Raw genomic sequence first — 24,219 nt, forward strand, 5'->3', positions numbered from 1 at the left:
CTCTTTGCTTTTTACAGACACTGTATTAGTCCTTTCCGGTCTTTATTCTTTAATAATGTTTGATAGGTTTTGATTACATCATTTACATTGCATTGAATTTCCTTACCAGGAATATTATCAGGGACTGTTTTTTCTTTCTGATCGGATTTTATGGTGTATTTCTTTTCAAGGCATTTCAAAGGCTGGTTATTTTTCAAATAGATTCGGGTTTCAGTGATATCATCCTTCGTAACCGGCTTTTCTGGTGTTCCGCCGGCAAAATTCCATACAGTTTCCTGTCTGAAGATAAAAAATGGTTTTCCATCTTTAACAAAATACTTTTCAGATGCCGAGAAATGACTATGTTCTGCGTAAAAATGCTCTATAACTTTAATTCCATCCTTATCGGAATAAAAAATAACTTCTCCGGAAGGTTCATCGTTACAGTCATAAGTCAATTTTGAAGAATTCAGCTTTTTAGCTGCCAATTGAGCCTGTAGGGCGGCATATTCTTTTTTGATCTGATCAATAGGATCTTCTCTGCTGGTCTGCACTGAATCCTTTTTTACCACAAGACTATCCTTAGAAACGGATTCTTTATGGCCAGTTTTATCTTTGTCATTTTTACATGAAAATATAAGAAGCAGACTGGCTGTCAGAAATAGTTTTTTCATAAGATAGATTATTTAGTGTCTGATAAAAATACAAAAAAATTAATGCCTCAGAAAAGGTTTTCAATTGAAAGGCCCTTAATTGTTGTACCTGTCATTTTATTGATATCATCTGTAAAACAAAAAAGCTCCGGAATTTCCCCGAAGCCTTTAATATTATTTTCATATCAGGATTATTGGTATCTCTGATGCTCTTTACTTTTTGTAAACCTTTTTGTGATCGGTTTGAAGAGGGCCTTGTATTTTTCAGCATCAAACAATTGAGAATCTGTAAGGGCTTTGTACGTCATCCATACTCCAAAAGGAAGAAGGATCAGGTTAGGAAGCCAGGCCGCAAGATAAGGATTCATCTTACCGCTCCAGGACATGTTTTCCACTCCTACATTCATTACATAAAAGATAATGAAAATAACAATAGCGATGATGACAGGAAGTCCCATTCCTCCTTTTCTGATGATGGAACCTAAACTCGCTCCGATCAGGAAAAAGATGATACAGGTTACTGAATAAGCAATGATTCTCTGCTGGTAAATCACAACTTTGCTGAAGTATTTAACATTTGAACTGTATTCATTCTTTTTAGATTCCAGTGTTGATTTCAGGTTGTCCAGCCTGCTGTAGGAGTTGTAAATGATTTCCAGTTTTTTGTCACTTTTTACTGTATCCAGTTTTATCTGTGTTTTGGGCGCGGCTTTATGTTTATTGCCTTTATCCATGTAGGTGATGACGGAATTGGTCTGATTAAGGACCTCATTCCCGACATTATCAAAGAACTGTTTATTGTCTTTTTTTGTTTTGGTAATCGTTCCGTCAAGCTGGTTATACGTCTGGAAACGGTAGTCATCCGTGATCTGTTCTTTTTCAATAGCCTTATTGATGATTTCACTGATGTCGAAGTGAGAAACTAACGTATCAAACTTTATGGCCTGATCAGGCTGTTTCTGTCTTACATTGTCACCTTTGCCGGCGAATGCATCTTCAAATACATATCCGTTATACAACACAAGTTTCAGGAAATTCTTATTGGCAGCCGGAACAAATTTTCCTTTTTCTGCTACAACTGATTGCTGATTTTCGTAAGCATTGGCCTTTTTATGTACGAAAACGCCTTCAATATTCTCTCCGTTTTCCCCATATATCTTATCAAACTTTACCATATAACCGGGAATCTGATCAATAAACTGTCCCGGAGTAAAGTTAATTGCCGGCTTTGTCTGGGCAATATTGAAAAGCATGTTTTTGGCTTTTTTCTGAAAATCCGGAATAATATTATTGGAGAAAAAGAACAGCATGATAGCAAGTGCTGTTGAAATTCCCAGCAGGGGAGTCATTACCCGGGTTAAAGGAATTCCTGCGGCCTTCATTGCTGCAAGTTCATAACGTTCTCCAAATTCTCCGAATGACATAATGCTCGCCAGAAGGATGGTAAGCGGGAGAACCATACTGATAACGTTTACCCCCAGATAAAAAAGAAGCTTGAGGATCTGCCAGTAGCTTAATCCCTTTCCCATAAATTGCCCCAACTGAACCCAGATAATGTTTACAATAAAAATAAAAAACAATACGCTGAATATAAAGAAAAACGGTCCAAAGAAGGTTTTTATGATATATCGGTCTAGTATTTTTAACATGCGCCAAAATTAATCAAAAAGCCACAAAGTTTACTTGTGGCTTTTATATTTTGTTATTTTTTTTTTAAGCTGATCATAAAAAAAGCAAATTTGCCAATGGGCAGCTTTGCTTTTTCAACTTTCTAAAGTTCTGTAACGATGTAGTTTTTAAACTTATTCTTGTCAAAAACAAACATATTAGGATCCAGTTCCTGATTCTCTTTGTATTCTTTAATAGCGATTACAGCAACATCTTTGTTGTTTCCGTGCTGTTCAAGCTTTACCATTTGCTTTTTCGCTGAATCTACAAAAAGATACACAAACTTTATTCCGTTTGCTTTTACAGGGGTCAGCTTAATAAAATCAGCATTGACTCCATTGACCATTTTTTTACCGTTGTATGTTACGTTATAATCGCTTCTATACGTCGTAAGGTAGTTGATAGGGGAGAACATGGTGCTGCTTCCGTTAGGTTTAGCAATGGTTACCTCCATATCATCAGCATTGATATTGTAAATTTTGTTTCCGTCGAAGATCTGTTCTGTATCCATAATCTTCAGTTTGTATTTCTCTCCGGCAACATAATAAATACCGGGTTCTGTTTTCGTTACCTGACCGTTAAGACCGCTTCCAAAAGAAAATTTGAAGTAAGAATTCTTTTTAGAATTGTAGTTGGCCGTAATATCATCCAATATTTTTTTAGCTTTAGCATCAATCTTCTGAGCATTGGCCATACCTACTGCACCTACAACAAAACTTCCTAATATAACTTTTGAAATAATATTTTTCATTTTCTTAATTTAATAAACGTTAGATTTTTTTTAACTTTTAAGGTTAAAACTGTTCATTTTTCCTTTAACTACGCAGATCTTCCAAAAACTGTTCCAAAGAATGAAGATCACTGATCAGGACTTCTCTTGCTTTAGCTCCGTTAAAGCCTCCAACGATACCACTTGCTTCCAGTTGATCCATAATTCTTCCGGCTCTGTTATAACCTAGCTTCAGTTGTCTCTGAAGCATTGATGTAGAACCCTGCTGGGTAGAAACTATAATTCTTGCCGCTTCTTCAAACAGGGCATCTTTTTCGTTCGGATCAAAAGTGCCTACTGAACTTGTTGAGTCCTCAGAAACATATTCAGGAAGCAGTAAAGCTGAAGCATATCCTTTCTGTTCTCCGATAAACTCTGCCAGTCTTTCCACTTCCGGAGTATCTACGAAAGCACACTGAAGTCTTAAAATCTCATTTCCGTTGAAATAAAGCATATCTCCTTTTCCGATCAGCTGATCAGCGCCCGGAGAATCAAGAATGGTTCTCGAGTCTACGCTGGAAATTACTCTGAAGGCAGCTCTGGCCGGGAAGTTGGCTTTGATCATACCGGTAATTACGTTTACTGACGGTCTTTGTGTGGCAACGATAAGGTGAATACCTACAGCTCTTGCAAGCTGGGCAAGCCTGGCAATCGGTAATTCAACTTCTTTTCCTGCTGTCATGATCAAGTCTGCAAACTCGTCCACCACCAGCACGATATAAGGTAAGTAACGGTGTCCGTTTTCAGGATTTAATTTTCTTTCCGTAAATTTCTTATTGTATTCTTTCAGGTTTTTACAAAACGCATTTTTAAGAAGATCATACCGGGTATCCATCTCAATACAAAGAGAGTTCAGTGTATTGATTACCTTATTGGTATCGGTAATGATTGCTTCTTCCGCATCAGGAAGTTTTGCCAGATAATGTCTTTCAATTTTTGAATACAATGAAAGTTCCACTTTTTTAGGATCCACCATTACAAACTTCAGTTCACTTGGGTGCTTTTTATAAAGCAGGGAAGTAAGGATGGCATTGATCCCTACAGATTTACCCTGACCTGTTGCACCGGCCATTAGCAAGTGAGGCATTTTTGAAAGGTCAGCCATGAAGATTTCGTTAGAGATGGTCTTCCCAAAAACTACCGGAAGATCCATATCTGTATTCTGGAATTTCTGAGAAGCAATCACTGAACGCATAGAAACCATGGTAGGATTTTTTCTCGGAACTTCAATACCAATCGTACCTTTTCCCGGCATTGGAGCAATAATTCTGATTCCTAAAGCAGAAAGGTTCAGTGCGATATCATCCTGCAGTTTTTTGATGGCTGCCACTCTGATTCCTGCTTCCGGAACAATCTCATATAAGGTAACAGTAGGACCAATTGTAGCTTTGATCTCTGCAATTCCTACATTGAAGTTCTTCAGAAGTCCAACGATCTTATTTTTATTTTCTTCCAGTTCTTCCTTGTTGATAGAAATTTCTTCGTTACCATAATCTTTCAACAGATCTACAGGCGGCATCTGGAAATTAGGAAGGTCAAGCTTTTGGTCATATAAACCATGCTTTTCCACCAGGTCCTGGGATTTTCTGTCAGAATCGTCCAGAATATCTATAACAGGAGCTACTTCAACATTAAATTTGATATTTTCCTGTGCGGGTACAGCTGTTACAGCCGGAGCAGATGGCCTGATGTCAAATGCTTCCTCAGGACTTGAAACCGGAACAATTGGCTTTGCAGAAAGGTTCAAACTTACCGGTTGGGTAATATCTTTTGGCTCCGTATCAAAGGAAGTATGATTAGGAGTGGTAATAGTTTCTATATCGGAAGAAACAGGAACTTCAGGAAATCCTTTCGGAACACTTACAGGTTCCGGATCTTTCATCGGATGTTGGGATGAACTATTGCTAATATCACTTACTGTAACTCTGGATGCGGTTTCTTCCTCCACTTCCTCTGCTTCGTCCTTCAGCTCTTCGTCTGCCTCGAAATCATCATTAGAGTCCGGCATCATAGATTTTACTTTTCCGATGGTATTTTCATTGATCTTATCCAGTTTTGCTTTGATTAAACTTGGGCGAAGATTGAATTCCAGAATAAAATATAAAAGAATACTTGCTACCAATACCGTCCACAAACCTACTGCTCCGATGATGGAATTAAGATAATCCATGATCTGATATCCATACACTCCTCCTAAAACACCCTGTCCTTTAGTAAGTGCTCCCATAAAAATAGGAAGCCAGCAGATAAAAAATAAAGAATGTCCGATCGTTTTCCAGGGTTTGAATATTTTCTTTTTAAGAATCAGGGTACCCACTACAAGCAGCAAAAATGCAATGATAAATGACGCAATACCAATACTTTCAAAAATGAAAATATTTCCAAGCCAGTCACCTACCTTGCCAAAGATATTTGAAGATTTTATGCTCTTGTCCAGCATAGTTCCTGCCTGGCTTTGATCTGCTTTCCAGTTCATCAGATAAGAAATGAATGAGAATGCAAGAACAGCCGATAAAAGTATAAAAGTAAGCCCCGAAAAAATACGTGGCTTAGATAAAATTCTGCCTTTCTCAGGCGATTCAGTCGGTTTTTTTTGTGTCTTTTTATCCATAATATCAATGTCGCAAATTTAATGTTTTATTCAACACTAAATAAATCTTTTTTAGCCAAAAAACATTTTGGTAATCCTGCTTTTACAAGGGTTATTTGTTTTAAAAATACTTTTTGTTATCACACAATAAAATAAGGCTATTTTCTTTGCTTATCCAAATCTGATACCGTTAAATTATCTTAACTGATCATCATTTATTTTATTTAAAAAGATAACAAAATTTCTTATTTAAATCTATATAAGTGAAAAAAAATAACAATATTAAAGGTTTGGACATTACTGCAATGAAGTTTTAAAAAAGCTTAAGTCAGGCCATAGGTCTCTGTAACTTTAGGTTGTATATAAAAACATACCGTCTGGCTTACCGCACAGGTTGAAAAAATAACTGCCAAACATTTTATTGCCTGTTTATCAATGTTTTGATTTTTTTAAAGAGATTGGGAATAGAAGGTCTCAATTGCCGCTATAGGTATTATGAATCCATATTCTGATAATTTGTAAAATTAAATTTTCCCTAATTTTTACAGGCTTATTAAGAATGCTTCAAAATAAGCAAAACGGGGATCAAAGTGACAAAAAACAGCTTTTTTTAAGCTCTTTATGGTTTATCATGCTTATTTTTGCATGTCAAGTACAATAAATCATGAAGAAGCTCCAAGATATTCTTATCTCAACCAGGACAATGGCTGTATTGTTGCTGGTGTACGCATTTGCGATGGCTTATGCAACGTTCTTAGAAAACGACTACGGAACTCCTACAGCAAAAGCATTAATTTATGAGGCTAAATGGTTCGAAATGATCATGGTCCTGCTTATTCTTAACTTCATAGGGAATATCGGAAGATACAGACTGTGGAGAAAAGATAAATGGCCGGTTCTTGTGTTCCACCTTGCCTTTGTTTTTATTTTTATTGGTGGTGCTATCACCAGATATATCAGTTTCGAAGGACAAATGCACATCAGAGAAGGTGAAACATCCAACGAAATCGTAACCGATAAAAATTTCTTTAAAATTCAGATCGAAGAAAAAGGGGATGTGCTGAATTATCAGGATGTTCCTTATCTGATGTCTCCATTGCACAAAGATTTAAAAGCAACTTATGACTTCCACGGAAAAGAAGTGAAGGTATTTGCAAAGGAATACATTCAAAGAAAAAAAGACAGCCTTATCGCTGAACCAAATGGTGCTGAGTATCTTCATCTGGTTTCTACCGGAACTACCGGGAGACAAAATATTTACATCAAACCGGGAGAAACAAAATCTATCAACGGAACTTTGGTGACATTCAACAGAGCGATTGAAGGAGCTGTTGAATTCAAAAATGAAGGTGGAAAATTATTTATCAAAACTCCTGTGGATGCAAGCTATATGACCATGGCTACGCAGGCTACAGGAAGTACCGTGAAAGATGAATTCCAGCCGCTGGCATTAAGAAGTTTATATACCATCAACGAACTGAAGCTGGTAGTTCCTGAAGGTCTTAAAAAAGGGAGACTGATGGCTATTGAAGGCGACAGAAAGAAAGATGCTAATGTTCCTGATATGCTTCAGATTGAACTTCAGGGACCAAAAACAAAACAAATTGTAGACCTTTCAGTTGAAAAAGGGAACCCAAATGCTTACAAGCAGGTTACCATGGATGGTTTAAATATCATGGTAGGTTTCGGACCTAAAGTATACAACACGCCTTTCGCATTAAAACTGGATGACTTCATTATGGAAACATATCCTGGAAGTTCATCTCCAAGTGCTTACGAAAGCCATGTGAAAATTATTGATGAAGGTAAAGAAACTCCCTATAAAATATATATGAACCACGTTCTTAACCATAAAGGATATCGTTTCTTCCAGTCGAGTTTTGATCCGGACAGAATGGGAACCGTTCTTTCTGTGAACCATGATTATTGGGGAACTTTGATTTCTTACATCGGATATGGGCTTCTATTCTTAGGAATGTTTGTGATCTTCTTCTGGAAAGGTACTCACTTCTGGAAATTAAATAAAATGTTGGCTGACGTTAACAAAAAGAAAGCAGCAGGTATACTTTTATTGTTCTTAAGCTTAGGTTTAAATGCACAGAAAATAGAAACCCACGGAACAACAGATGGAAGCAGAGAACATATTCATGTGGAAGGCGACAATCATTCTCATGCTCAGGCTCCTGCACAGCCACTTGATGGCGCTGCTCCAAAGCAGAATTCATTGGCAACTCCGATGGGGAAAATGAGATCTATTTCTCCGGATGAGATCATTGCAAGAAACAAAATCAGCAAAGAACATGCAGATAAATTCGGATATCTTTTAGTTCAGAATTTTGAAGGAAGAATTGTCCCTATCAATACAGAGGCATTAGATGTTTTAAGAAAGCTGTACAAAAAAGACGAATTCAAAGGAACGGACGGAAAGTCTCTTACGGCCAACCAATGGTTCCTTTCCATCAATACAGACACACCAAGCTGGACAATGGTTCCGATGATTAAAGTAGGAACGAAAGGAGGTGATGAGCTGAAGAATAAAACAAAAGCAGATGAAGATGGGTATACTTCTTTGATGAACCTTTTCCCTGCAGATGCAAACGGTAATCTTACCTATATCTTAGAGCACGACTACAATACTGCATTCCGTAAAAAACCGGCTGAGCAGACGAATTATGATAAAGAAGTAATTGCTGTAAATGAAAGAGTGCAGATCTTCAATGAATTCTTCAGTGGTCAGTTTATGAGAATTGTTCCTGTGAAAAATGATGCCAATCACACATGGCATTCATGGTTAGACCAGAAATTCGAACCGGACATGGAGTCTCAGCAGGTAATGGGGCCTTATTTTGCGGAAGCTCTTACAGCACAAAAAACAGGTGACTGGAGCAAAGCAGATGCTGAATTGGCAAAGCTTTCAGACTATCAGCAGAAATGGGGTAAAGCAGTAGTTCCTGCTAAATCTAAAGTAGATCTTGAAGTATTCATGAATAAAGTAGATATCAACTTCAAATTGTTGATCTTCTACACGCTTATCGGCAGTCTTCTTCTGATCTTAGGATTTGTTGAGTTATTCAAATCAAATAAAGTATTAAACAAAATCATTAAGGTAATCATTGCGGTTGGCTTAATTGGATATCTGTGTCACTTCCTTGGCCTTGTTGCAAGATGGTATATCTCAGGTCACGCTCCTTGGAGTAACGGATATGAGGCCATTATCTTTATCTCATGGGTAGGTATTACAGCAGGTTTAATCCTGTACAGAAATGCCAATGCACTGATTCCGGCAGCAGGATTTATGGTGGCGGTTATCATGATGGGATTTGCACACGGAGGATCCGCACTTGATCCACAGATCACGCCGCTGGTTCCGGTATTGAAATCGTACTGGCTCATTGTTCACGTAGCTATTATTACGTCAAGTTATGGATTCTTCGCACTGTCGATGATTATTGCTGTAATCTCATTGGTATTCTATATTATTTCAAATAAAGAGACCTATAAAATTCACCACGATACTACATTAAAGGAATTGGTAATTGTTTCTGAAATGTCATTAACCATCGGATTGTTTGCGTTAACGGTGGGCAACTTCTTAGGAGGAATCTGGGCAAACGAATCATGGGGAAGATACTGGAGCTGGGACCCGAAAGAAACATGGGCTTTCATTTCCATCATGGTGTATGCTTTTGTACTGCACATGAGATTAGTACCTGGATTGAGAAGCAGATGGGCGTTCCATGTAGCAACAATGTTTGCGTTCTGCTCAATGGTAATGACCTATTTTGGGGTGAATTACTACTTAAGCGGACTGCACTCTTATGCAGCAGGCGATCCGGTACCGGTACCAGCCTGGGTATATATCGGAATAGGAACAATGATTCTTTTATCAGCTGTTTCTTATATCAAGTTTAAAGCTTTAACAAAGAAATAAAATACTGAAACTATAAATTAAAATCCCGGAATTCACTTTCCGGGATTTTTTTTGTTCATGCTGTGCCCAGCTTTAAGGTAAATATCTTGTAACCGCTAAGTTTGCAATAGTATGTATTGTGATGAAATATCGTTCGCAAAGACTTTTACTAAGCAAGAAAAAGTGTTGTCCTAGCTAAACGAAGTGGCTTTGCGAACAAAAATAAAGCGCATAGTAATTATTAACCTTGCGAACCCCGCGTTTAACTAAAATACCCGAATCTCGACCCCTCGCTCAAAAAAACAAAATTTTTCACTCATAATTCAAAATTCATTACTATCTTTATGATATCAAAATAATATCAAAATAAAAATTCAATCATGGAAAAAACATTAAAACCCATGTCGGGTTATCTTACCCTGGTTATCTGCCTTGTCTTGTTTGTTGCAGCAGTTTACTTTTTTATCAGTGGAGTAGATCAAAGTGTAGCCTATGTGGTTATTGCAATGCTTTGCTTTCTTCTTTCGTGCTTTTTTTTAAAAGGCTTAATGATTATTCAGCCTAATCACTCGAGAGTATTAAACTTCTTCGGGAAATATGTGGGAAGCGTAAAAGAGAACGGATTATTCTTTATCAATCCTCTGTATTCATCACAGAAAATATCATTACGTTCTGAAAATTTACAAGGTCAGACTTTGAAAGTGAATGATAAAATGGGTAACCCTATTGAAATTGCAGTGGTAATCGTATGGAAAGTAGGAGATACCTACAAAGCTGCTTTTGATGTAGAGCGCTATTCTGACTTTGTGAAAATGCAGAGTGAAGCAGCGGTACGTCATTTGGCAATGAGCTTTCCTTATGATAATTTAGAAGATGACCATGCTCCGATCACATTAAGAGAAGGAGGTGATAAAATCAATTCCATTTTGGAGCAGGAACTTACAGACCGTCTTTCAAAAGCGGGGATTGTAATTCAGGAGGCAAGAATTTCACACCTGGCTTATGCATCGGAAATTGCAGGAGCAATGCTTCAGAGACAGCAGGCGACAGCTATCGTTGCTGCAAGAACCAAGATTGTGGAAGGAGCCGTAGGAATGGTAGACCTTGCATTGAAAAAACTGTCGGAAAACAATATCGTTGAATTGGATGATGAGAGAAAAGCCGCTATGGTAAGTAATTTAATGGTAGTTCTTTGCGGTGAAAAAGCAGCAACACCTGTATTAAATGCAGGAACACTTTATAATTAAAAGTGAAAATTAACCGTTAGATTTTAGTGCAGACGGATTCTGCACTGAAAAAGTCAGAAATAATGTTAGAGAATTTAGAAAATGAAATCAGAAAAAGCTCAAAACTCTTCGGAAAGCAAGGGTAAAAAATCCTTTGTGATAAGAATAGATGAGTCTACTTATAAACTCCTTGAAAAGTGGGCCAATGATGAATTCAGAAGTGTGAACGGACAGATAGAATACCTGTTGCATCAGAGCCTGGTCAATGCAGGAAGGAAGAATAAAGAATAATTAAAAGGAAAAATCTGTGAGAAAAACATCCTTTTTGGGAAGCCAATTCACCGGAATCGTTTACTTCTTCTCCTTTTAAAATTACAGGAAATATAAAAAAGGTTTCTTTTTTTAGCATTTCAATAAAGAAATAATAATTTAGTTACCCTTAGAGTAAAAAAGAAAGCAGAGAAATTTTCTCTGCTTTTTTTATTGTATACAACTCTGGAGACTATCTGCTCCAACGTAGAATATGACGAGCCAAATCAAGCCTTTAATGGTAAAGAAAGCAAGTCCTGCCCATCCCACACGCTTGAACCACTTTTTAAGCTTTGAGTTATTTTCTTGTGAATTTTCCATTGGTGATTATCAAAATGATTGCCCTGCAAAGATAAGCATGTTTATAATTAGTCCAAATAAAAAGCCTATTAAAAATTAAAGTTTTGAGGTTCACATAATATTTTTATCTTTAGAGAGAACGAAAAGTAAGATTTTATGTCAAAAAAAGTAAAGGATTTCGGAATCGAAAAAACACTCAAAAACCTTGGGATTAAAGAAGAGAACAAAGGGACTTCAGTGGGCGGGAAATATTTCGCTTCAGGAAAGGTGATAGAAAGCATTTCTCCTGTGGACGGAAAATTGATCGCTAAAGTAAAGACTTCCGGAGAAAGTGATTATGACAAAGTAATTGAAACTGCTCAAAAAGCATTTCAGGAATTCAGGCTGATCCCGGCTCCCAAAAGAGGAGAGATCGTAAGACAGCTGGGCTTAAAATTAAGAGAATATAAAGAAGATCTGGGTAAACTTGTTTCCTATGAAATGGGTAAATCATTACAGGAAGGTCTTGGAGAAGTTCAGGAAATGATTGATATCTGTGATTTTGCAGTAGGACTTTCAAGACAGCTTCAGGGGTATACTATGCACTCCGAAAGACCTGGACACAGAATGTATGAGCAATACCACCCGCTGGGAGTCGTAGGAATCATTACTGCATTCAACTTTCCGGTAGCCGTATGGTCATGGAATACAGCATTAGCATGGATCTGTGGTAACGTTACCATCTGGAAACCCTCTGAAAAAACACCGCTTTGTGCCATTGCATGCCAGAATATCATGATGGAAGTTCTTAAGGAAAATAACCTTCCTGAAGGAATTTCAAGTGTATTGGTATCAGACCACGAAATTGGACAGAAACTGGTAGATGATAAAAGAGTAGCCCTGGTATCTTTCACAGGCTCCACAAGAGTAGGAAGAATGGTTTCTTCTAAAGTAGCAGAAAGATTCGGGAAATCCATCCTTGAATTAGGAGGAAACAATGCGATCATCATTACCAAAGAAGCTGATATCGACATGTCGATCATCGGAGCTGTTTTCGGAGCTGTAGGAACGGCAGGCCAGAGATGTACTTCAACAAGAAGGCTGATCATCCACGAAAGTGTCTATAACGAAGTAAAAACAAGATTGGTAAAAGCATACGGTCAGCTGAAAATCGGAAATCCATTGGATGAGAATAACCATGTAGGTCCTCTCATTGATACTGATGCTGTAAACCAATATGAAGAAGCGATCAGGAAATGTAAAAAAGAAGGTGGAAAATTTGCGGTTGAAGGCGGAGTTTTGACCGGAAAAGATTACGAATCCGGTTGCTATGTAAAGCCATGCGTTGCGGAAGTGAAAAACTCTTACGAGATTGTTCAGCACGAAACTTTTGCGCCAATCTTATATCTGATCAAATACAAAACACTGGAAGAAGCGATCGCTATTCAGAATGATGTTCCTCAGGGATTGTCTTCTGCGATCATGACCCAGAATTTAAGGGAAGCAGAATTATTCCTTTCCCATGCCGGCTCAGACTGTGGTATTGCCAACGTCAATATCGGAACTTCAGGTGCCGAAATCGGCGGTGCTTTCGGTGGAGAAAAAGAAACCGGAGGCGGGAGAGAATCAGGATCTGATGCCTGGAAATACTATATGAGAAGACAAACCAATACTATAAATTATACCGCACAACTTCCTTTAGCACAAGGGATTAAATTTGATTTATAAAAGCTTTACTTAAAGCACTCAAAAAACATAAAAACTTAATAACCTGAAGGATTAATTAGTTCATTATCCGGATCATTTAATCATTCACTTATTAAATCACACAACAATTTATTATGGAACAGACATTAGATATAAAAGTAAATAAAGTAAAAGAAACAGTAGGAAGGCATGTGCTGGCAGACGGTTTCGATTTTGTAATGGATATTGAAAAATCACACGGATCGTGGCTTTATGATAAACTTACAGACAAAGAATACCTGGATATGTTTTCTATGTTCGCTTCAGCATCTGTCGGCTACAATCACCCTTACCTTGTAGAAAGATCAGAATGGCTGGGAAGAATGGCGGTAAATAAGCCAACTCTGGCTGATGTTTACTCAGAAGAATATGCTCATTTCCTTGAAGTATTCGAAAGAGTGGTTATTCCTGAAGAATTACAATATGCTTTCTTTATCGAAGGCGGAACCCTGGGCGTTGAAAATGCAATGAAGGCATGCTTCGACTGGAAAACCCGCAAAAATTTTGAAAAAGGGCTGGAGACTGAGGCAGGAATTTGTATTCACTTCAAACAGGCTTTCCATGGAAGAAGCGGTTATACATTGAGCTTAACCAATACTTCTGACCCGAGAAAGTACCAATATTTCCCAATGTTCAACTGGCCGAGAATTTTAAATCCAAAATTAAAGTTCCCGATCACTGAAGAAAATCTTGAAGAAACCATCAAAAATGAAAACCTTGCTTTACTTCAGATTGAAGAAGCTATTCTGATGCACCCTGATAAAGTGGCTTGTATCATCATAGAACCTATTCAGGCTGAAGGAGGTGACAATCATTTCAGAGACGAATTCCTGTTGGGATTAAGAAGAATCTGCGATGATAACGAAATCTTACTTATTTTTGATGAAGTTCAGACAGGGATTGCCATTACAGGAAAAATGTGGGCATTCCAGCATTTTACAGCAAAACCGGATATTATCTCTTTCGGGAAAAAAGCGCAGGTTTGCGGGGTACTGGCTAATAAAGAAAAGTTTGATGAAGTTCCGAACAATGTATTCAGAGAAAGCTCAAGAATCAATTCTACATTCGGAGGAAACTTTATCGATATGCTTCGTTTCCAGCTGGTAATGGAAGTGATCGAAAAAGAAAACCTTGTGGAGAATGCAAGAGTTGTTGGAGACTTCCTGCTGGAAAGTTTAAAAGCTCTTGCTGAAAAATATCCTGAAAAAATGTCAAATGCAAGAGGAAGAGGTTTAATGTGTGCGGTAGACCTGCCCACTGCAGAACAGAGAAACCACCTGATGAACGAGCTTTTCAACGATGGATTAATCATTCTTCCATGCGGTGATCAGTCTCTTCGTTTCAGACCTCATCTGAATGTTACAAAAGAAGAAATTCAGCTTGCTTTAGACAAAATTGAAAACAATATTAATAAAATTTAAAATCCGGAATTTGTAATTTTAAAAAAAACATCGTACATTTAGGTACTCAAACATTTAGGATATGGAAAGAAGTACGAGAGTATCAGTTTATGAAAGTGATAACCCTTCAGAAATTCAGTTGGTTAAGTCTAAATTGGATGATGCACAAATTACAAACACCGTTGAAAATAATTATCTTACGTTTACCACAACACCCACAGCAACCTCGCTGAAGGTAATGGTAGATCTGGAAGAAGAAAAAAGAGCATTTGAAATTATTGATGCTTACCTTCAACAAAGTGAAAATCAATAAACAATTTCATAATTTTAAATTTTACTACTTCGAACCGAAAATTAATTTTAATTAGTTTTCGGTTTTTTAATTAAAATAATCTTTAAATTATTGAAAAACTAAATGTTTAAAAGATGACTTGAAGAACTGTTATTTTATATCAGAACCAGAAGCTTGTATTGGTCAGTTTTAAATTTGACGCAAAGTTTTAGTAACTCTATATTATATTTTAAGGAAGCAAAGAAGGAATCAATTTCATTGATTCTCATTAAGCGAGCGGGTAGCCATTCGCTTATTCAACGACGAAGTCGCAAATCTTTGCTCACTTAAAATCTTAAGTTTTTATAAATAAAATCTTTGCGTTAATAAAAATTAGGTTTTAGTTCAGATAATCAAAGAGAAACAGTTCAGACTTTAGCTTTTTAACTTTATACTTTTTAATCAAAATCAACAACATGAATCCAGAGATTAAACTAAGACAAGCGGAAATAGAAGAAAGAAATAATATTTGGGAAATCATCCAGCAATCTATAGAAAGAAGGAGACAGGATGGAAGCACCCAGTGGCAGAACGGATATCCCAATCTTGGAACGGTAGAAAGTGATATCGCCAAAGGCTTCGGACACGTTCTTACAGTAAATGGGGAGATTGCGGTATATGCAGCCCTGATTTTGAATGATGAGCCGGCTTACAGCACGATTGAGGGTAAATGGCTCAGCGATGGTGAGTTTGTGGTTGTTCACAGAGTGGCCGTTGATGAAAAATTTGCAGGACAGGGAATGGTGAAAAAACTTTTCGACCATATCGAAGAATTCACCAAATCCCATGGTATTCAGAGTATTAAAGTAGATACGAACCATGACAATATCGCGATGTTAAAAATCCTTGAAGGCAGAGGGTATTCTTATTGCGGAGAAGTTCTTTTGAGAGACGGAATGAGAAAAGCTTTTGAGAAGATTATAATTTAGACCAAAAGTTAAATCAACTTTCATTGAATTTTTAAAACATCTTGTATTTATAAACTCTATCAGGTTTGTTCGTTTAGTTCTGAACTAATTTTTACTTTTGTTCAAATTTTTATATTATGCATAAAAGTATAGAAATTGATGAAAAAATTTTTCAGGATGCCGTAAAATTCTATGGCACCGTGTTCAGCTTACCCCCTTTAGCATCGAAAATTTATTCCTACCTTCTTTTTGACTATGAGAAAGTAGGAATTACTTTTGACGAGTTTGTTGAAGTGCTCTCCGCAAGCAAAAGCTCTGTTTCCACCAGTATTTCATTACTGCTCAATGCCCAGCTTATCGTAGACCATAACAAAATGGATGAGCGGAAACGGTATTTTTTCATCAATGATGAATACAAAAAAATTAGATTCGAAAAAATTGTCCAGAAAATGCAGGACGAATTACGACTATTAGATGATTTAAACAATTTTAAAACAAGTAAAGACGATGGATACAATGAAAGAATAGAAGTTTACAAAGCACTCTTAAATAAAAACATAGAAAATATTCAGGAATCTCTTAATAAACTATAAAAATGAATAATAAGCTAGTTATACTTTCCATTGCAGCGCTTTCACTCACGGCCTGCAAAAAAGAAGCTCCAAAACAGGATGGTGCCAAGCCGTATCCTGTTATTTCCGTGGAGTCAAAAAATATAGTAGGTTATCAGACGTTTCCGGCTACCATTCAGGGTAGGGTAAACAATGATGTACGTGCAAAAATACAGGGATACATTACCCAGGTATTGGTAGATGAAGGACAATATGTTACAAAAGGACAGCCATTGTTCCGTCTGGAGACCAATATCCTGAATGAAAATGCAGCCGCTTCTAAGGCAGGAATCGGTGCTGCGGCATCCAGTGTTGCAGCGGCTCAGGCTTCTGTAAATGCAGCTCAGGTTGAAGTGAACAAGCTAAAACCGCTGGTTCAGAAAAATATCATCAGCAACGTACAGTTACAGACCGCTCAGGCTCAGCTGGCTCAGGCTCAGGCTCAATTACAACAGGCCAATGCAGCCAAAAGACAGGCTGAAGCCAATTACAAAGGAGTAGAAGCCAACATTGAATATTCCATCATCCGTGCACCTATTTCAGGCGTGATCGGAAGGCTTCCTTTAAAAGTAGGAAGTTTGGTAGGACCGTCTGATCAGACCCCTCTGACAACGATTTCTGATACTTCTGAGATCTTTGCCTACTTTGCCATGAATGAAAAAGAATACTTCAATTTTCTTGAAAAAGCTCCGGGAGCTTCTATGCCTGAGAAAATCAGAAACTTACCCATGGTAGAGCTTCAGCTTGCAAACGGAAGCCTTTATCCTGAAAAAGGAAAAATTGAAGCGATTACAGGACAGATTGATCCAACAACGGGAACCATTCAGTTCAGAGTTGCATTCCCTAATGCCCAGAAATTATTAAGCAACGGTAACAGCGGAACCATCAGATTCCCTCAGCATTATGATAATGTATTGGTAGTTCCTGAAAGTGCTACTTACGAGCAGCAGGGTATTGTTTACGTATATAAAGTGGAAAAAGGAGATACTGCCAGAAATGTTGTAGTCAATGTTATTGACAGAATCGACAATTTAGCGCTTATCAAATCAGGAGTTAATAAAGGTGAAAAAGTTATTGCAGCCGGTATCGGAGGACTGAAACCAGGAACAGCAGTAAAGCCGAAACCCGTAAAAATGGATAGTCTTGTTGAATCAATAAAACCGAAATTCTAATGATAAAGAACTTTATTAACAGGCCGGTTTTATCTACCGTAATCTCAATTTTGATTGTGATTCTCGGTGTGCTGGGACTGATCTCGTTACCGGTTACCCAGTATCCGGATATTGCACCGCCTACGGTGAGTGTTTCCGCAAACTATACGGGAGCCAATGCTGAGACGGTAATGAAGAGTGTGGTAGTACCTTTGGAAGAACAGATCAACGGGGTGGAAGGTATGGATTATATCACTTCCAGTGCCGGAAACGATGGTTCTGCGCAGATCCAGGTTTTCTTCAAACAAGGAATAGACCCGGATATTGCAGCGGTAAACGTACAGAACCGTGTGGCCAGAGCAACGCCTCTTCTGCCATCCGAAGTAACGCGTTCGGGGGTTGTTACCCAGAAGCAGCAGACCAGTGCCCTGATGTATATGTCTTTCTATTCTGAAAACAAAGACCTTGATGATGTATACCTTCAGAACTTTATGAATATTAATATTATTCCAAACCTGAAAAGGATAAATGGTGTGGGGGATGCGAATGTTTTCGGGGGTAAAAACTACTCGATGAGAATCTGGCTGGATCCGGCGAAAATGGCTGCCTACAGCGTAACTCCAACTGACGTTACCAACGCGATCAATGAGCAAAGTAGGGAAGCTGCAGCGGGTTCTATCGGGCAAAACAGCGGAAGCTCTTTTGAATATATCATCAAATACGTAGGTAAATTCAACGATAAAGAACAGTACGATAATATCATCATCAAATCTCTTCCAAACGGACAAAACCTGATGCTGAAAGACGTTGCCAAAGTAGAACTGGCAGGACAGTCTTACACAGGAATCGGGGAGAACGGAAACAATCCTTCCATCAGTATGGGGATCTTCCAGACGCCGGGGTCCAATGCACAGGAAATTATTAAAAATATCAAGACATATCTGAAATCTGCGGAGGGAACTTTTCCACAGGGAATCAAGTATACGTTTAACTTTGATACCAACGAATTCCTGGAAGCTTCTATTGAAAAAGTAGTCCATACTCTGATCGAAGCCTTTATCCTGGTATTTATTGTAGTATATATTTTCCTTCAGGACTTCAGGTCTACACTGATTCCGGCCATTGCGGTTCCGGTATCTATTGTAGGGGCATTTTTCTTCCTGAATCTCTTCGGGTATTCACTGAACCTATTAACCTTATTTGCGTTGGTACTGGCGATCGGTATTGTGGTGGATGACGCCATTGTGGTCGTCGAGGCCGTCCATGCGAAAATGGAGCACGGTATTTCTGATGCGAAAAAAGCTACGGTAGAAGCAATGGATGAGATTACAGGAGCTATTATTTCTATTACTCTGGTAATGGCAGCCGTATTTATCCCCGTGACCTTCATTACGGGTCCTACAGGGGTATTCTACCAACAGTTTGGTATTACACTGATCATAGCGATCATCATTTCTGCTATTAATGCATTGACGCTGAGTCCGGTTTTATGTTCATTATTCCTAAAACCTCACGAAGAACATCATAAAGAGTACAAAAACTTAAACCTGCTTCAGAAGTTTTTCTATAAGTTTAATATTGCTTTTAAAACTACTACTGAACGTTACGGAAGAGGATTTGTGTTCTTATTAAGACATAAATGGGTTACCCTGATTATTTTTGCCATTACCGGAGGGATATTATTCTGGGCAAGCAGCAGTATGAAGAAAGGATTTGTACCTACAGAAGACAGAGGGATTATCTTTACAGATGTTCAGCTTCCTCCGGGTGCTTCCATGGAAAGAACTTACAACGCTTTGAAAACGCTTCAGGCTAAAGCTATGAAGGTTCCGGGAGTGCAAAACGTTACCATTTCTACAGGTAGAGGTTTCTTATCCGGAAACGGGAGTAATAACGGTCTTGCTTTTGTTAAACTGAAGCCATTTGAAGAAAGAAAAGCAGGCGGACAGACCTCTGAAGATATCACGAAAAAATTGTTTGGAATTGTGGGAGCCGTTCCTGATGCCAAAGTAGTATTCTTCCAGCCTCCAAGTGTACCAGGTTTTGGTAGCAGTGCCGGTTTTGAAATGGTATTGCTGGACAAATCCGGTGGGGATTATGCTGATCTGGATAATAAAACAAATGAATTCATCGGTAAGCTGATGCAGAGACCGGAAATTCAGTTTGCACAAACATCATTCAATACCAAATATCCTCAGTATCAGATGGAAATTAATGTTCCTCTGAGCAAACAGCTCGGGGTTTCTGTAAACGATATCCTGGCTACCATGCAGGGCTATATCGGGGGTATTTATACTGCCGACTTTACCAAGTACGGAAAACAGTTCAGGGTTATGGTTCAGGCTCTTCCTGAGAACAGAAAGAATATTGAAAATCTAAACGAACTCTATATAAGAACAGGTTCAGGTGTAATGTCTCCGATTTCACAGTTTGTAACATTAACAAAAGCATACGGACCACAATCTGTAAGCCGTTATAACCTGTTTACATCCGTGAAAGTAACGGGAGCAAACTCTGAAGGATACAGTTCCGGGGATGCCATTACGGCTGTACAGCAGGTAGCAAGTGAAACACTGAATCAAAACTATGCTGTAGAATTTACCGGGTTAACAAGAGAAGAATTAAATTCAGGATCCCAGACCCTTCTGATCTTTGCATTGAGTTTAATTTTTGTATACTTTATTCTTTCTGCACAGTATGAAAGTTATATCCTTCCTCTCGTTGTTGTAATCTCTCTTCCTTTAGGGGTAATGGGGGCTTACTTAGGACAGAAGGTGATGGGACTGGAAAATAACATTTATTTCCAGATTGCCCTGATCATGCTTGTGGGATTACTTGCGAAGAATGCCATCCTTATTGTAGAATTTGCTGTTCAGAGAAGGCATCATGGTGAAACCATTGTAATGTCAGCTATCAATGCAGCTAAAGCCAGGGTAAGACCTATCCTAATGACATCATTCGCCTTTATCTTCGGTCTGTTGCCGCTGGTATTAGCAAGCGGAATTGGTGCTGTAGGGAACAGGTCTATTGCTACCGGTGCGGCTATAGGACTATTGATAGGAACTATTTTAGGATTATTTGTAATTCCGGTTTTGTATGTCATCTTTGAGACACTGCAGGAAAAAATTAAACCTATCAAAAAAGAAGAAATCAATTTAGCAGAATAAAATTAAGATTTAAGAAATTAGAAGTTAGAAATTAGAGATGAGTCTAAAAACTAACTTCTAACTTCTAAACTCTAACTTCTAATTAAAAATAATGAAGAGTTTATTAAACATCATAAAAGGAATAACTTTCTCAGCAATCATACTGGGAGCCATCACATCGTGTATGGCCAGAAAAGAGTATGAGAGACCGAAGAACGTAGTTGACGAAAAGCTTTTCCGCACCGATATGCTTCCTTCAGACAGTGCCAGCATCGCCAATATTTCATGGAAAGAAATATTTACCGATCCTATACTGCAGGGACATATTTCTAAAGCCCTGGAAAACAATCTGGATATCAGAATTGCCTTAGAAAGTATCAATTCTGCGGAAGCTTATCTGAAACAAAGTAAAGCCGCCTATCAGCCGACACTTTCCGTAGGACCTAACTATACATTCCAGACACAGTCTATCAATACCCAGTTTGGGCAAATCATTGGAGAAAGACGTTATGTAAACCAGTTTGACATTACGGCAAGTATCGGATGGGAAGCAGATATCTGGGGGAAATTAAAAGCACAGGAAAAAGCGCAGTTAGCTACCTATTTAGGAACTGTTGCTGCCCACAAAGCCGTAAAGAGCAGCCTTGTGTCTTCCATTGCTTCTGCCTATTATCAATTGCTGACTTTTGATGCACAGAAGAGAATTATTACGGAAACCATCGCGGTAAGAGAGAAAAACCTGGAAGCTACAAAGGCTTTAAAAATTTCCGGAACAGTGACTGAAGTTGCAGTACAGCAAAGCGAAGCACTTGTTTTCAATGCCAAATCATTACTGATTGATATTGATACACAAATTCAGCTGCTTGAAAATACGATGAGTCTTTTGATGGGAGAGCCTTCTCATGCTATTGAAAGATCTACACTGGAAGGGCAAAAGCTTCCGATCGATTTGAAGCTGGGATATCCTTCTCAACTTCTGGCCAACCGCCCGGATGTAATGAGAGCTGAATTTAACTTAATGAATGCTTTTGAGTTAACCAATGCAGCCAAAGCTCAGTTTTATCCAACGTTAAAATTAACAGGAAGCGGTGGGCTTCAGTCTGTGGATATTGACCATTTATTCAGTGTAAACTCATTGTTTGCGAATATAGTGGCGGGACTGGCTCAGCCGATTCTAAATAAAAGACAGATCCAGACCAACTATGACGTAAGCCTGGCCAATAAGGAAACAGCTTATCTGAACTTCAGAAAAACAGTTCTGACTGCCGGAAAAGAAGTTTCAGACGCTATAAGAGTTTTCTCCGTTCAGGATTCATTTATTGAATTAAAGCAACAAGAACTGGACGCCTATAAAAAATCGGTTGACTATTCTCAGGAATTGGTGAACTATGGTATGGCCAACTATCTTGAAGTGTTGAACGCCAGTGTAAATTCATTGAATGCAGAGCTTAACATCTCCAATGCCAGATACAGTAAAATGAAAGCTGCCGTAGAGCTTTATCAGGCTTTAGGCGGAGGCTGGAAATAATTTATATATCCTTTAAAAAAAAAGAGTTGCAGTTTTCCTGCAACTCTTTTTTTTGTTCATGACCCGATTACCACCATTCTCCATTAAAGAGCATGTAGGAATCCGGATCATCCGGGCAAAAGCCGATACCACATTCAAAAAAAGTAGCCAGGCCGTTCGTTAAGGCCAGTAAAAAAAAGATTCCAAAAGCCAGATTAGCTAATACCTTGAAACCAGGATTATGCTGATGATTTTCTTTTTTTTCAAATTGGCCTGAATACAGAAGTAAAAGGGCAATAGCCAGTATTGCGGAGAGAAAGGCCACAAGAGCCCAGCTATAAAGATGCATTCCGAACACAGGAGTTCCAAAACCATGGTCAGTGGGGCTTGGGCATATGTGGAGTAATATTTGTCGATAAGAAATTCCAGCTCCCAGCAATGCGCTCAGGATAGACAACCCATAGTGTACTGAACTAAATCCAAATCTGAGGTTTAAAAAGAGCCCGAACATAAGCCCAAAGAAACATAGCCGTTGTAATAAGCATAAAGGACATGGGTATTCATGCATTACAAATTGAAAATAATAAGCACCTGATAAAATAGCGGAAACGATTATTATTCCCAAGAAATTGATGTAAGCAATATTTTGATTATTCATAATAGTTTTTTTTAAAATTGAAGATTCAGTTCATTTGTTATATGATACTTTGCTACTACAATAACAAGTAAAATACTTACTACGACTAATATTATTGCCGGTTTTCTGCGGTTTTTCCAGCCCAGCCAGAATGCTAGTGCGAATGTTAAAAAAGGTAATGTCATCATAATGTGAATTTTTATTTATTAAATATAAGAGAAAAATTTAATTTGTATATATGTATTTAACTACGTAGTTTTGTACTTTTAAAGTCAAGCACTATGAAATTGCAAATACATCCTATAGGAAATTCTTATTCAGAGCAGGCTGTTGACCTTATTCTTACAATTCAGCAAAAAGAGTTTAATGTTCCGCTGACAATTCATGATCAGCCGGATCTTTTTGAGATTGAAAGTTTTTATACCGGAGCCGGAGGAAACTTTTGGGGAGCCTTTATAGAGGGAGAGCTGGTGGGAACCATTGCTTTGGTCAAATTTGATGAAAAAGCTGGAGCGATCCGGAAGATGTTTGTAAAAAAAGAATTTCGGGGAAAAGAACTGAATATTGCACAGGAATTATTGGAAGTCTTAATTTCTTTCTGTCATGAAAATGGAATAGATGATTTATATTTGGGAACCATCACGGTATTGAAGGCTGCTCAACGATTTTATGAACGGAATGAATTTGAAAAGATTGAGAAAGAAAAACTTCCGGCTTTATTTCCATTGATGGGTTCCGATGATGTCTTTTATCATTTAAATATGACTCTATGAATGTTATCAACGAAGCAGGAATTCTTGCTATTTCCACCAGATTGCACCGTCTGAGTGAACAATTAAGAAAAGATGGTGCTATGATCTACAAAGCATTTGGGATAGATTTTGAACTCAAATGGTTTCCGGTCATCTTTACCATATACAAGAAAGAAACAGCAAGTGTGGTTGAAATTGCGAATGAGATAGGGTATACCCATCCCTCCACCATAACCCTGCTCAAAGAACTTGAAAAGCTCAAGCTTTTAGCATGGAAAAAAGATAAAAATGATGAACGTAAAAGATTATTTCTGCTGACTCCTAAAGGTATTGAGCTGGTTGAAAAAATGAAACCGGTCTGGGAGTTGGTCACCATAGTATTGAGTGAGATCGCAGATAATGAAAATAATCTCCTGAAAGCGATCAATGAAGCTGAAGAAAAAATTGCCAATCAGTCTTTTTATCAGCGGGCGATGCAGCTTAAGAATTCAAGGTAAATATCTGTTATTGATAGAAAAATAGATGTAGTCAATTATTAAATAATTAGATACTGCGAATGCTGTTTATACTAAAAAAGGATATAAGTTTGTAGGAACAGTTCGCTTCCGAAAAGGAATCTTCAATTGTTACGAAAAAACAATAGACAA

The 24,219-nt window shown here is 38.0% G+C and carries 19 protein-coding genes; 13 read left to right on the forward strand and 6 right to left on the reverse strand.

The window, feature by feature from the left end:
- Nucleotides 1–11: 11 nt before the first annotated feature.
- The 4 genes from ACP3T3_RS03125 to ACP3T3_RS03140 all read right to left on the reverse strand — a co-directional run bounded on the left by ACP3T3_RS03125 (nucleotide 12) and on the right by ACP3T3_RS03140 (nucleotide 5,680).
- Entirely contained in the window at nucleotides 12–653 is a 642-nt protein-coding gene (locus ACP3T3_RS03125) for a hypothetical protein (protein ID WP_426478474.1), read from the reverse strand.
- Between the two features lie 170 nt (nucleotides 654–823).
- Complete coding sequence (locus ACP3T3_RS03130; protein WP_426478475.1) at nucleotides 824–2,281, reverse strand: LptF/LptG family permease; 1,458 nt, start codon at nucleotides 2,279–2,281, stop codon at nucleotides 824–826.
- A gap of 122 nt (nucleotides 2,282–2,403) precedes the next feature.
- Entirely contained in the window at nucleotides 2,404–3,051 is a 648-nt protein-coding gene (locus ACP3T3_RS03135) for a LolA family protein (protein ID WP_426478476.1), read from the reverse strand.
- Between the two features lie 64 nt (nucleotides 3,052–3,115).
- Entirely contained in the window at nucleotides 3,116–5,680 is a 2,565-nt protein-coding gene (locus ACP3T3_RS03140; protein WP_426478477.1) for a DNA translocase FtsK 4TM domain-containing protein, read from the reverse strand.
- Nucleotides 5,681–6,323: 643 nt separating this feature from the next.
- On the opposite strand from ACP3T3_RS03140, the gene ccsA reads away from it, so the two are divergent.
- From ccsA to ACP3T3_RS03195, 11 genes are all read left to right on the forward strand, one after another.
- Nucleotides 6,324–9,590: a cytochrome c biogenesis protein CcsA gene (gene ccsA / locus ACP3T3_RS03145; protein ID WP_426478478.1), complete on the forward strand. Its 3,267-nt coding sequence runs from the start codon at nucleotides 6,324–6,326 to the stop codon at nucleotides 9,588–9,590.
- A gap of 359 nt (nucleotides 9,591–9,949) precedes the next feature.
- Entirely contained in the window at nucleotides 9,950–10,816 is an 867-nt protein-coding gene (locus ACP3T3_RS03150; protein WP_426478479.1) for an SPFH domain-containing protein, read from the forward strand.
- A gap of 81 nt (nucleotides 10,817–10,897) precedes the next feature.
- Nucleotides 10,898–11,086, forward strand: coding sequence for an Arc family DNA binding domain-containing protein (locus ACP3T3_RS03155; protein WP_426478480.1), 189 nt, complete (start codon nucleotides 10,898–10,900; stop codon nucleotides 11,084–11,086).
- 474 nt (nucleotides 11,087–11,560) lie between these two features.
- Nucleotides 11,561–13,111, forward strand: coding sequence for an L-piperidine-6-carboxylate dehydrogenase (gene amaB, locus ACP3T3_RS03160; protein WP_426478481.1), 1,551 nt, complete (start codon nucleotides 11,561–11,563; stop codon nucleotides 13,109–13,111).
- A 113-nt stretch (nucleotides 13,112–13,224) separates the two neighbouring features.
- Nucleotides 13,225–14,550 (forward strand): L-lysine 6-transaminase, encoded by a 1,326-nt coding sequence (gene lat, locus ACP3T3_RS03165; RefSeq protein WP_426478482.1) that lies wholly within the window; start codon nucleotides 13,225–13,227, stop codon nucleotides 14,548–14,550.
- A gap of 61 nt (nucleotides 14,551–14,611) precedes the next feature.
- Nucleotides 14,612–14,842 carry a DUF2007 domain-containing protein gene (locus tag ACP3T3_RS03170; RefSeq protein WP_142722501.1) on the forward strand — a complete coding sequence of 77 codons (231 nt, stop codon included), beginning with the start codon at nucleotides 14,612–14,614 and terminating at the stop codon, nucleotides 14,840–14,842.
- Between the two features lie 434 nt (nucleotides 14,843–15,276).
- Nucleotides 15,277–15,789 (forward strand): N-acetyltransferase family protein, encoded by a 513-nt coding sequence (locus ACP3T3_RS03175; RefSeq protein ID WP_426478483.1) that lies wholly within the window; start codon nucleotides 15,277–15,279, stop codon nucleotides 15,787–15,789.
- 116 nt (nucleotides 15,790–15,905) lie between these two features.
- The gene (locus tag ACP3T3_RS03180; RefSeq protein WP_426478484.1) at nucleotides 15,906–16,361 is read left to right on the forward strand and encodes a transcriptional regulator; all 456 of its coding nucleotides are present in this window, start codon (nucleotides 15,906–15,908) and stop codon (nucleotides 16,359–16,361) included.
- Between the two features lie 2 nt (nucleotides 16,362–16,363).
- Nucleotides 16,364–17,551: an efflux RND transporter periplasmic adaptor subunit gene (locus ACP3T3_RS03185; protein ID WP_426478485.1), complete on the forward strand. Its 1,188-nt coding sequence runs from the start codon at nucleotides 16,364–16,366 to the stop codon at nucleotides 17,549–17,551.
- Nucleotides 17,551–20,697, forward strand: coding sequence for an efflux RND transporter permease subunit (locus ACP3T3_RS03190; protein ID WP_426478486.1), 3,147 nt, complete (start codon nucleotides 17,551–17,553; stop codon nucleotides 20,695–20,697). The genes ACP3T3_RS03185 and ACP3T3_RS03190 overlap by 1 nt, the downstream gene beginning before the upstream one ends.
- A gap of 91 nt (nucleotides 20,698–20,788) precedes the next feature.
- Nucleotides 20,789–22,204, forward strand: a complete 1,416-nt coding sequence (locus ACP3T3_RS03195) for an efflux transporter outer membrane subunit (protein WP_426478487.1) — start codon at nucleotides 20,789–20,791, stop codon at nucleotides 22,202–22,204.
- 67 nt (nucleotides 22,205–22,271) lie between these two features.
- Here ACP3T3_RS03195 and ACP3T3_RS03200 read toward each other — a convergent pair whose 3' ends face one another.
- On the reverse strand, nucleotides 22,272–22,841 hold the full coding sequence (locus tag ACP3T3_RS03200) for a disulfide bond formation protein B (RefSeq protein ID WP_426478488.1): 570 nt from the start codon (nucleotides 22,839–22,841) through the stop codon (nucleotides 22,272–22,274).
- 11 nt (nucleotides 22,842–22,852) lie between these two features.
- The gene (locus tag ACP3T3_RS03205; RefSeq protein ID WP_426478489.1) at nucleotides 22,853–23,008 is read right to left on the reverse strand and encodes a DUF5993 family protein; all 156 of its coding nucleotides are present in this window, start codon (nucleotides 23,006–23,008) and stop codon (nucleotides 22,853–22,855) included.
- A gap of 93 nt (nucleotides 23,009–23,101) precedes the next feature.
- On the opposite strand from ACP3T3_RS03205, the gene ACP3T3_RS03210 reads away from it, so the two are divergent.
- Together ACP3T3_RS03210 and ACP3T3_RS03215 are read left to right on the forward strand one after the other, a co-directional pair.
- A complete protein-coding gene (locus ACP3T3_RS03210; RefSeq protein WP_426478490.1) occupies nucleotides 23,102–23,593 on the forward strand; it encodes a GNAT family N-acetyltransferase in 492 nt (163 codons plus the stop codon).
- The gene (locus tag ACP3T3_RS03215) at nucleotides 23,590–24,069 is read left to right on the forward strand and encodes a MarR family winged helix-turn-helix transcriptional regulator (protein ID WP_426478491.1); all 480 of its coding nucleotides are present in this window, start codon (nucleotides 23,590–23,592) and stop codon (nucleotides 24,067–24,069) included. The genes ACP3T3_RS03210 and ACP3T3_RS03215 overlap by 4 nt, the downstream gene beginning before the upstream one ends.
- The last annotated feature ends 150 nt before the right edge of the window (nucleotides 24,070–24,219 follow it).

The organism is Chryseobacterium sp. CBSDS_008, from assembly GCF_049959325.1.
In the GTDB taxonomy this organism is placed as follows: Bacteria; Bacteroidota; Bacteroidia; order Flavobacteriales; family Weeksellaceae; genus Chryseobacterium.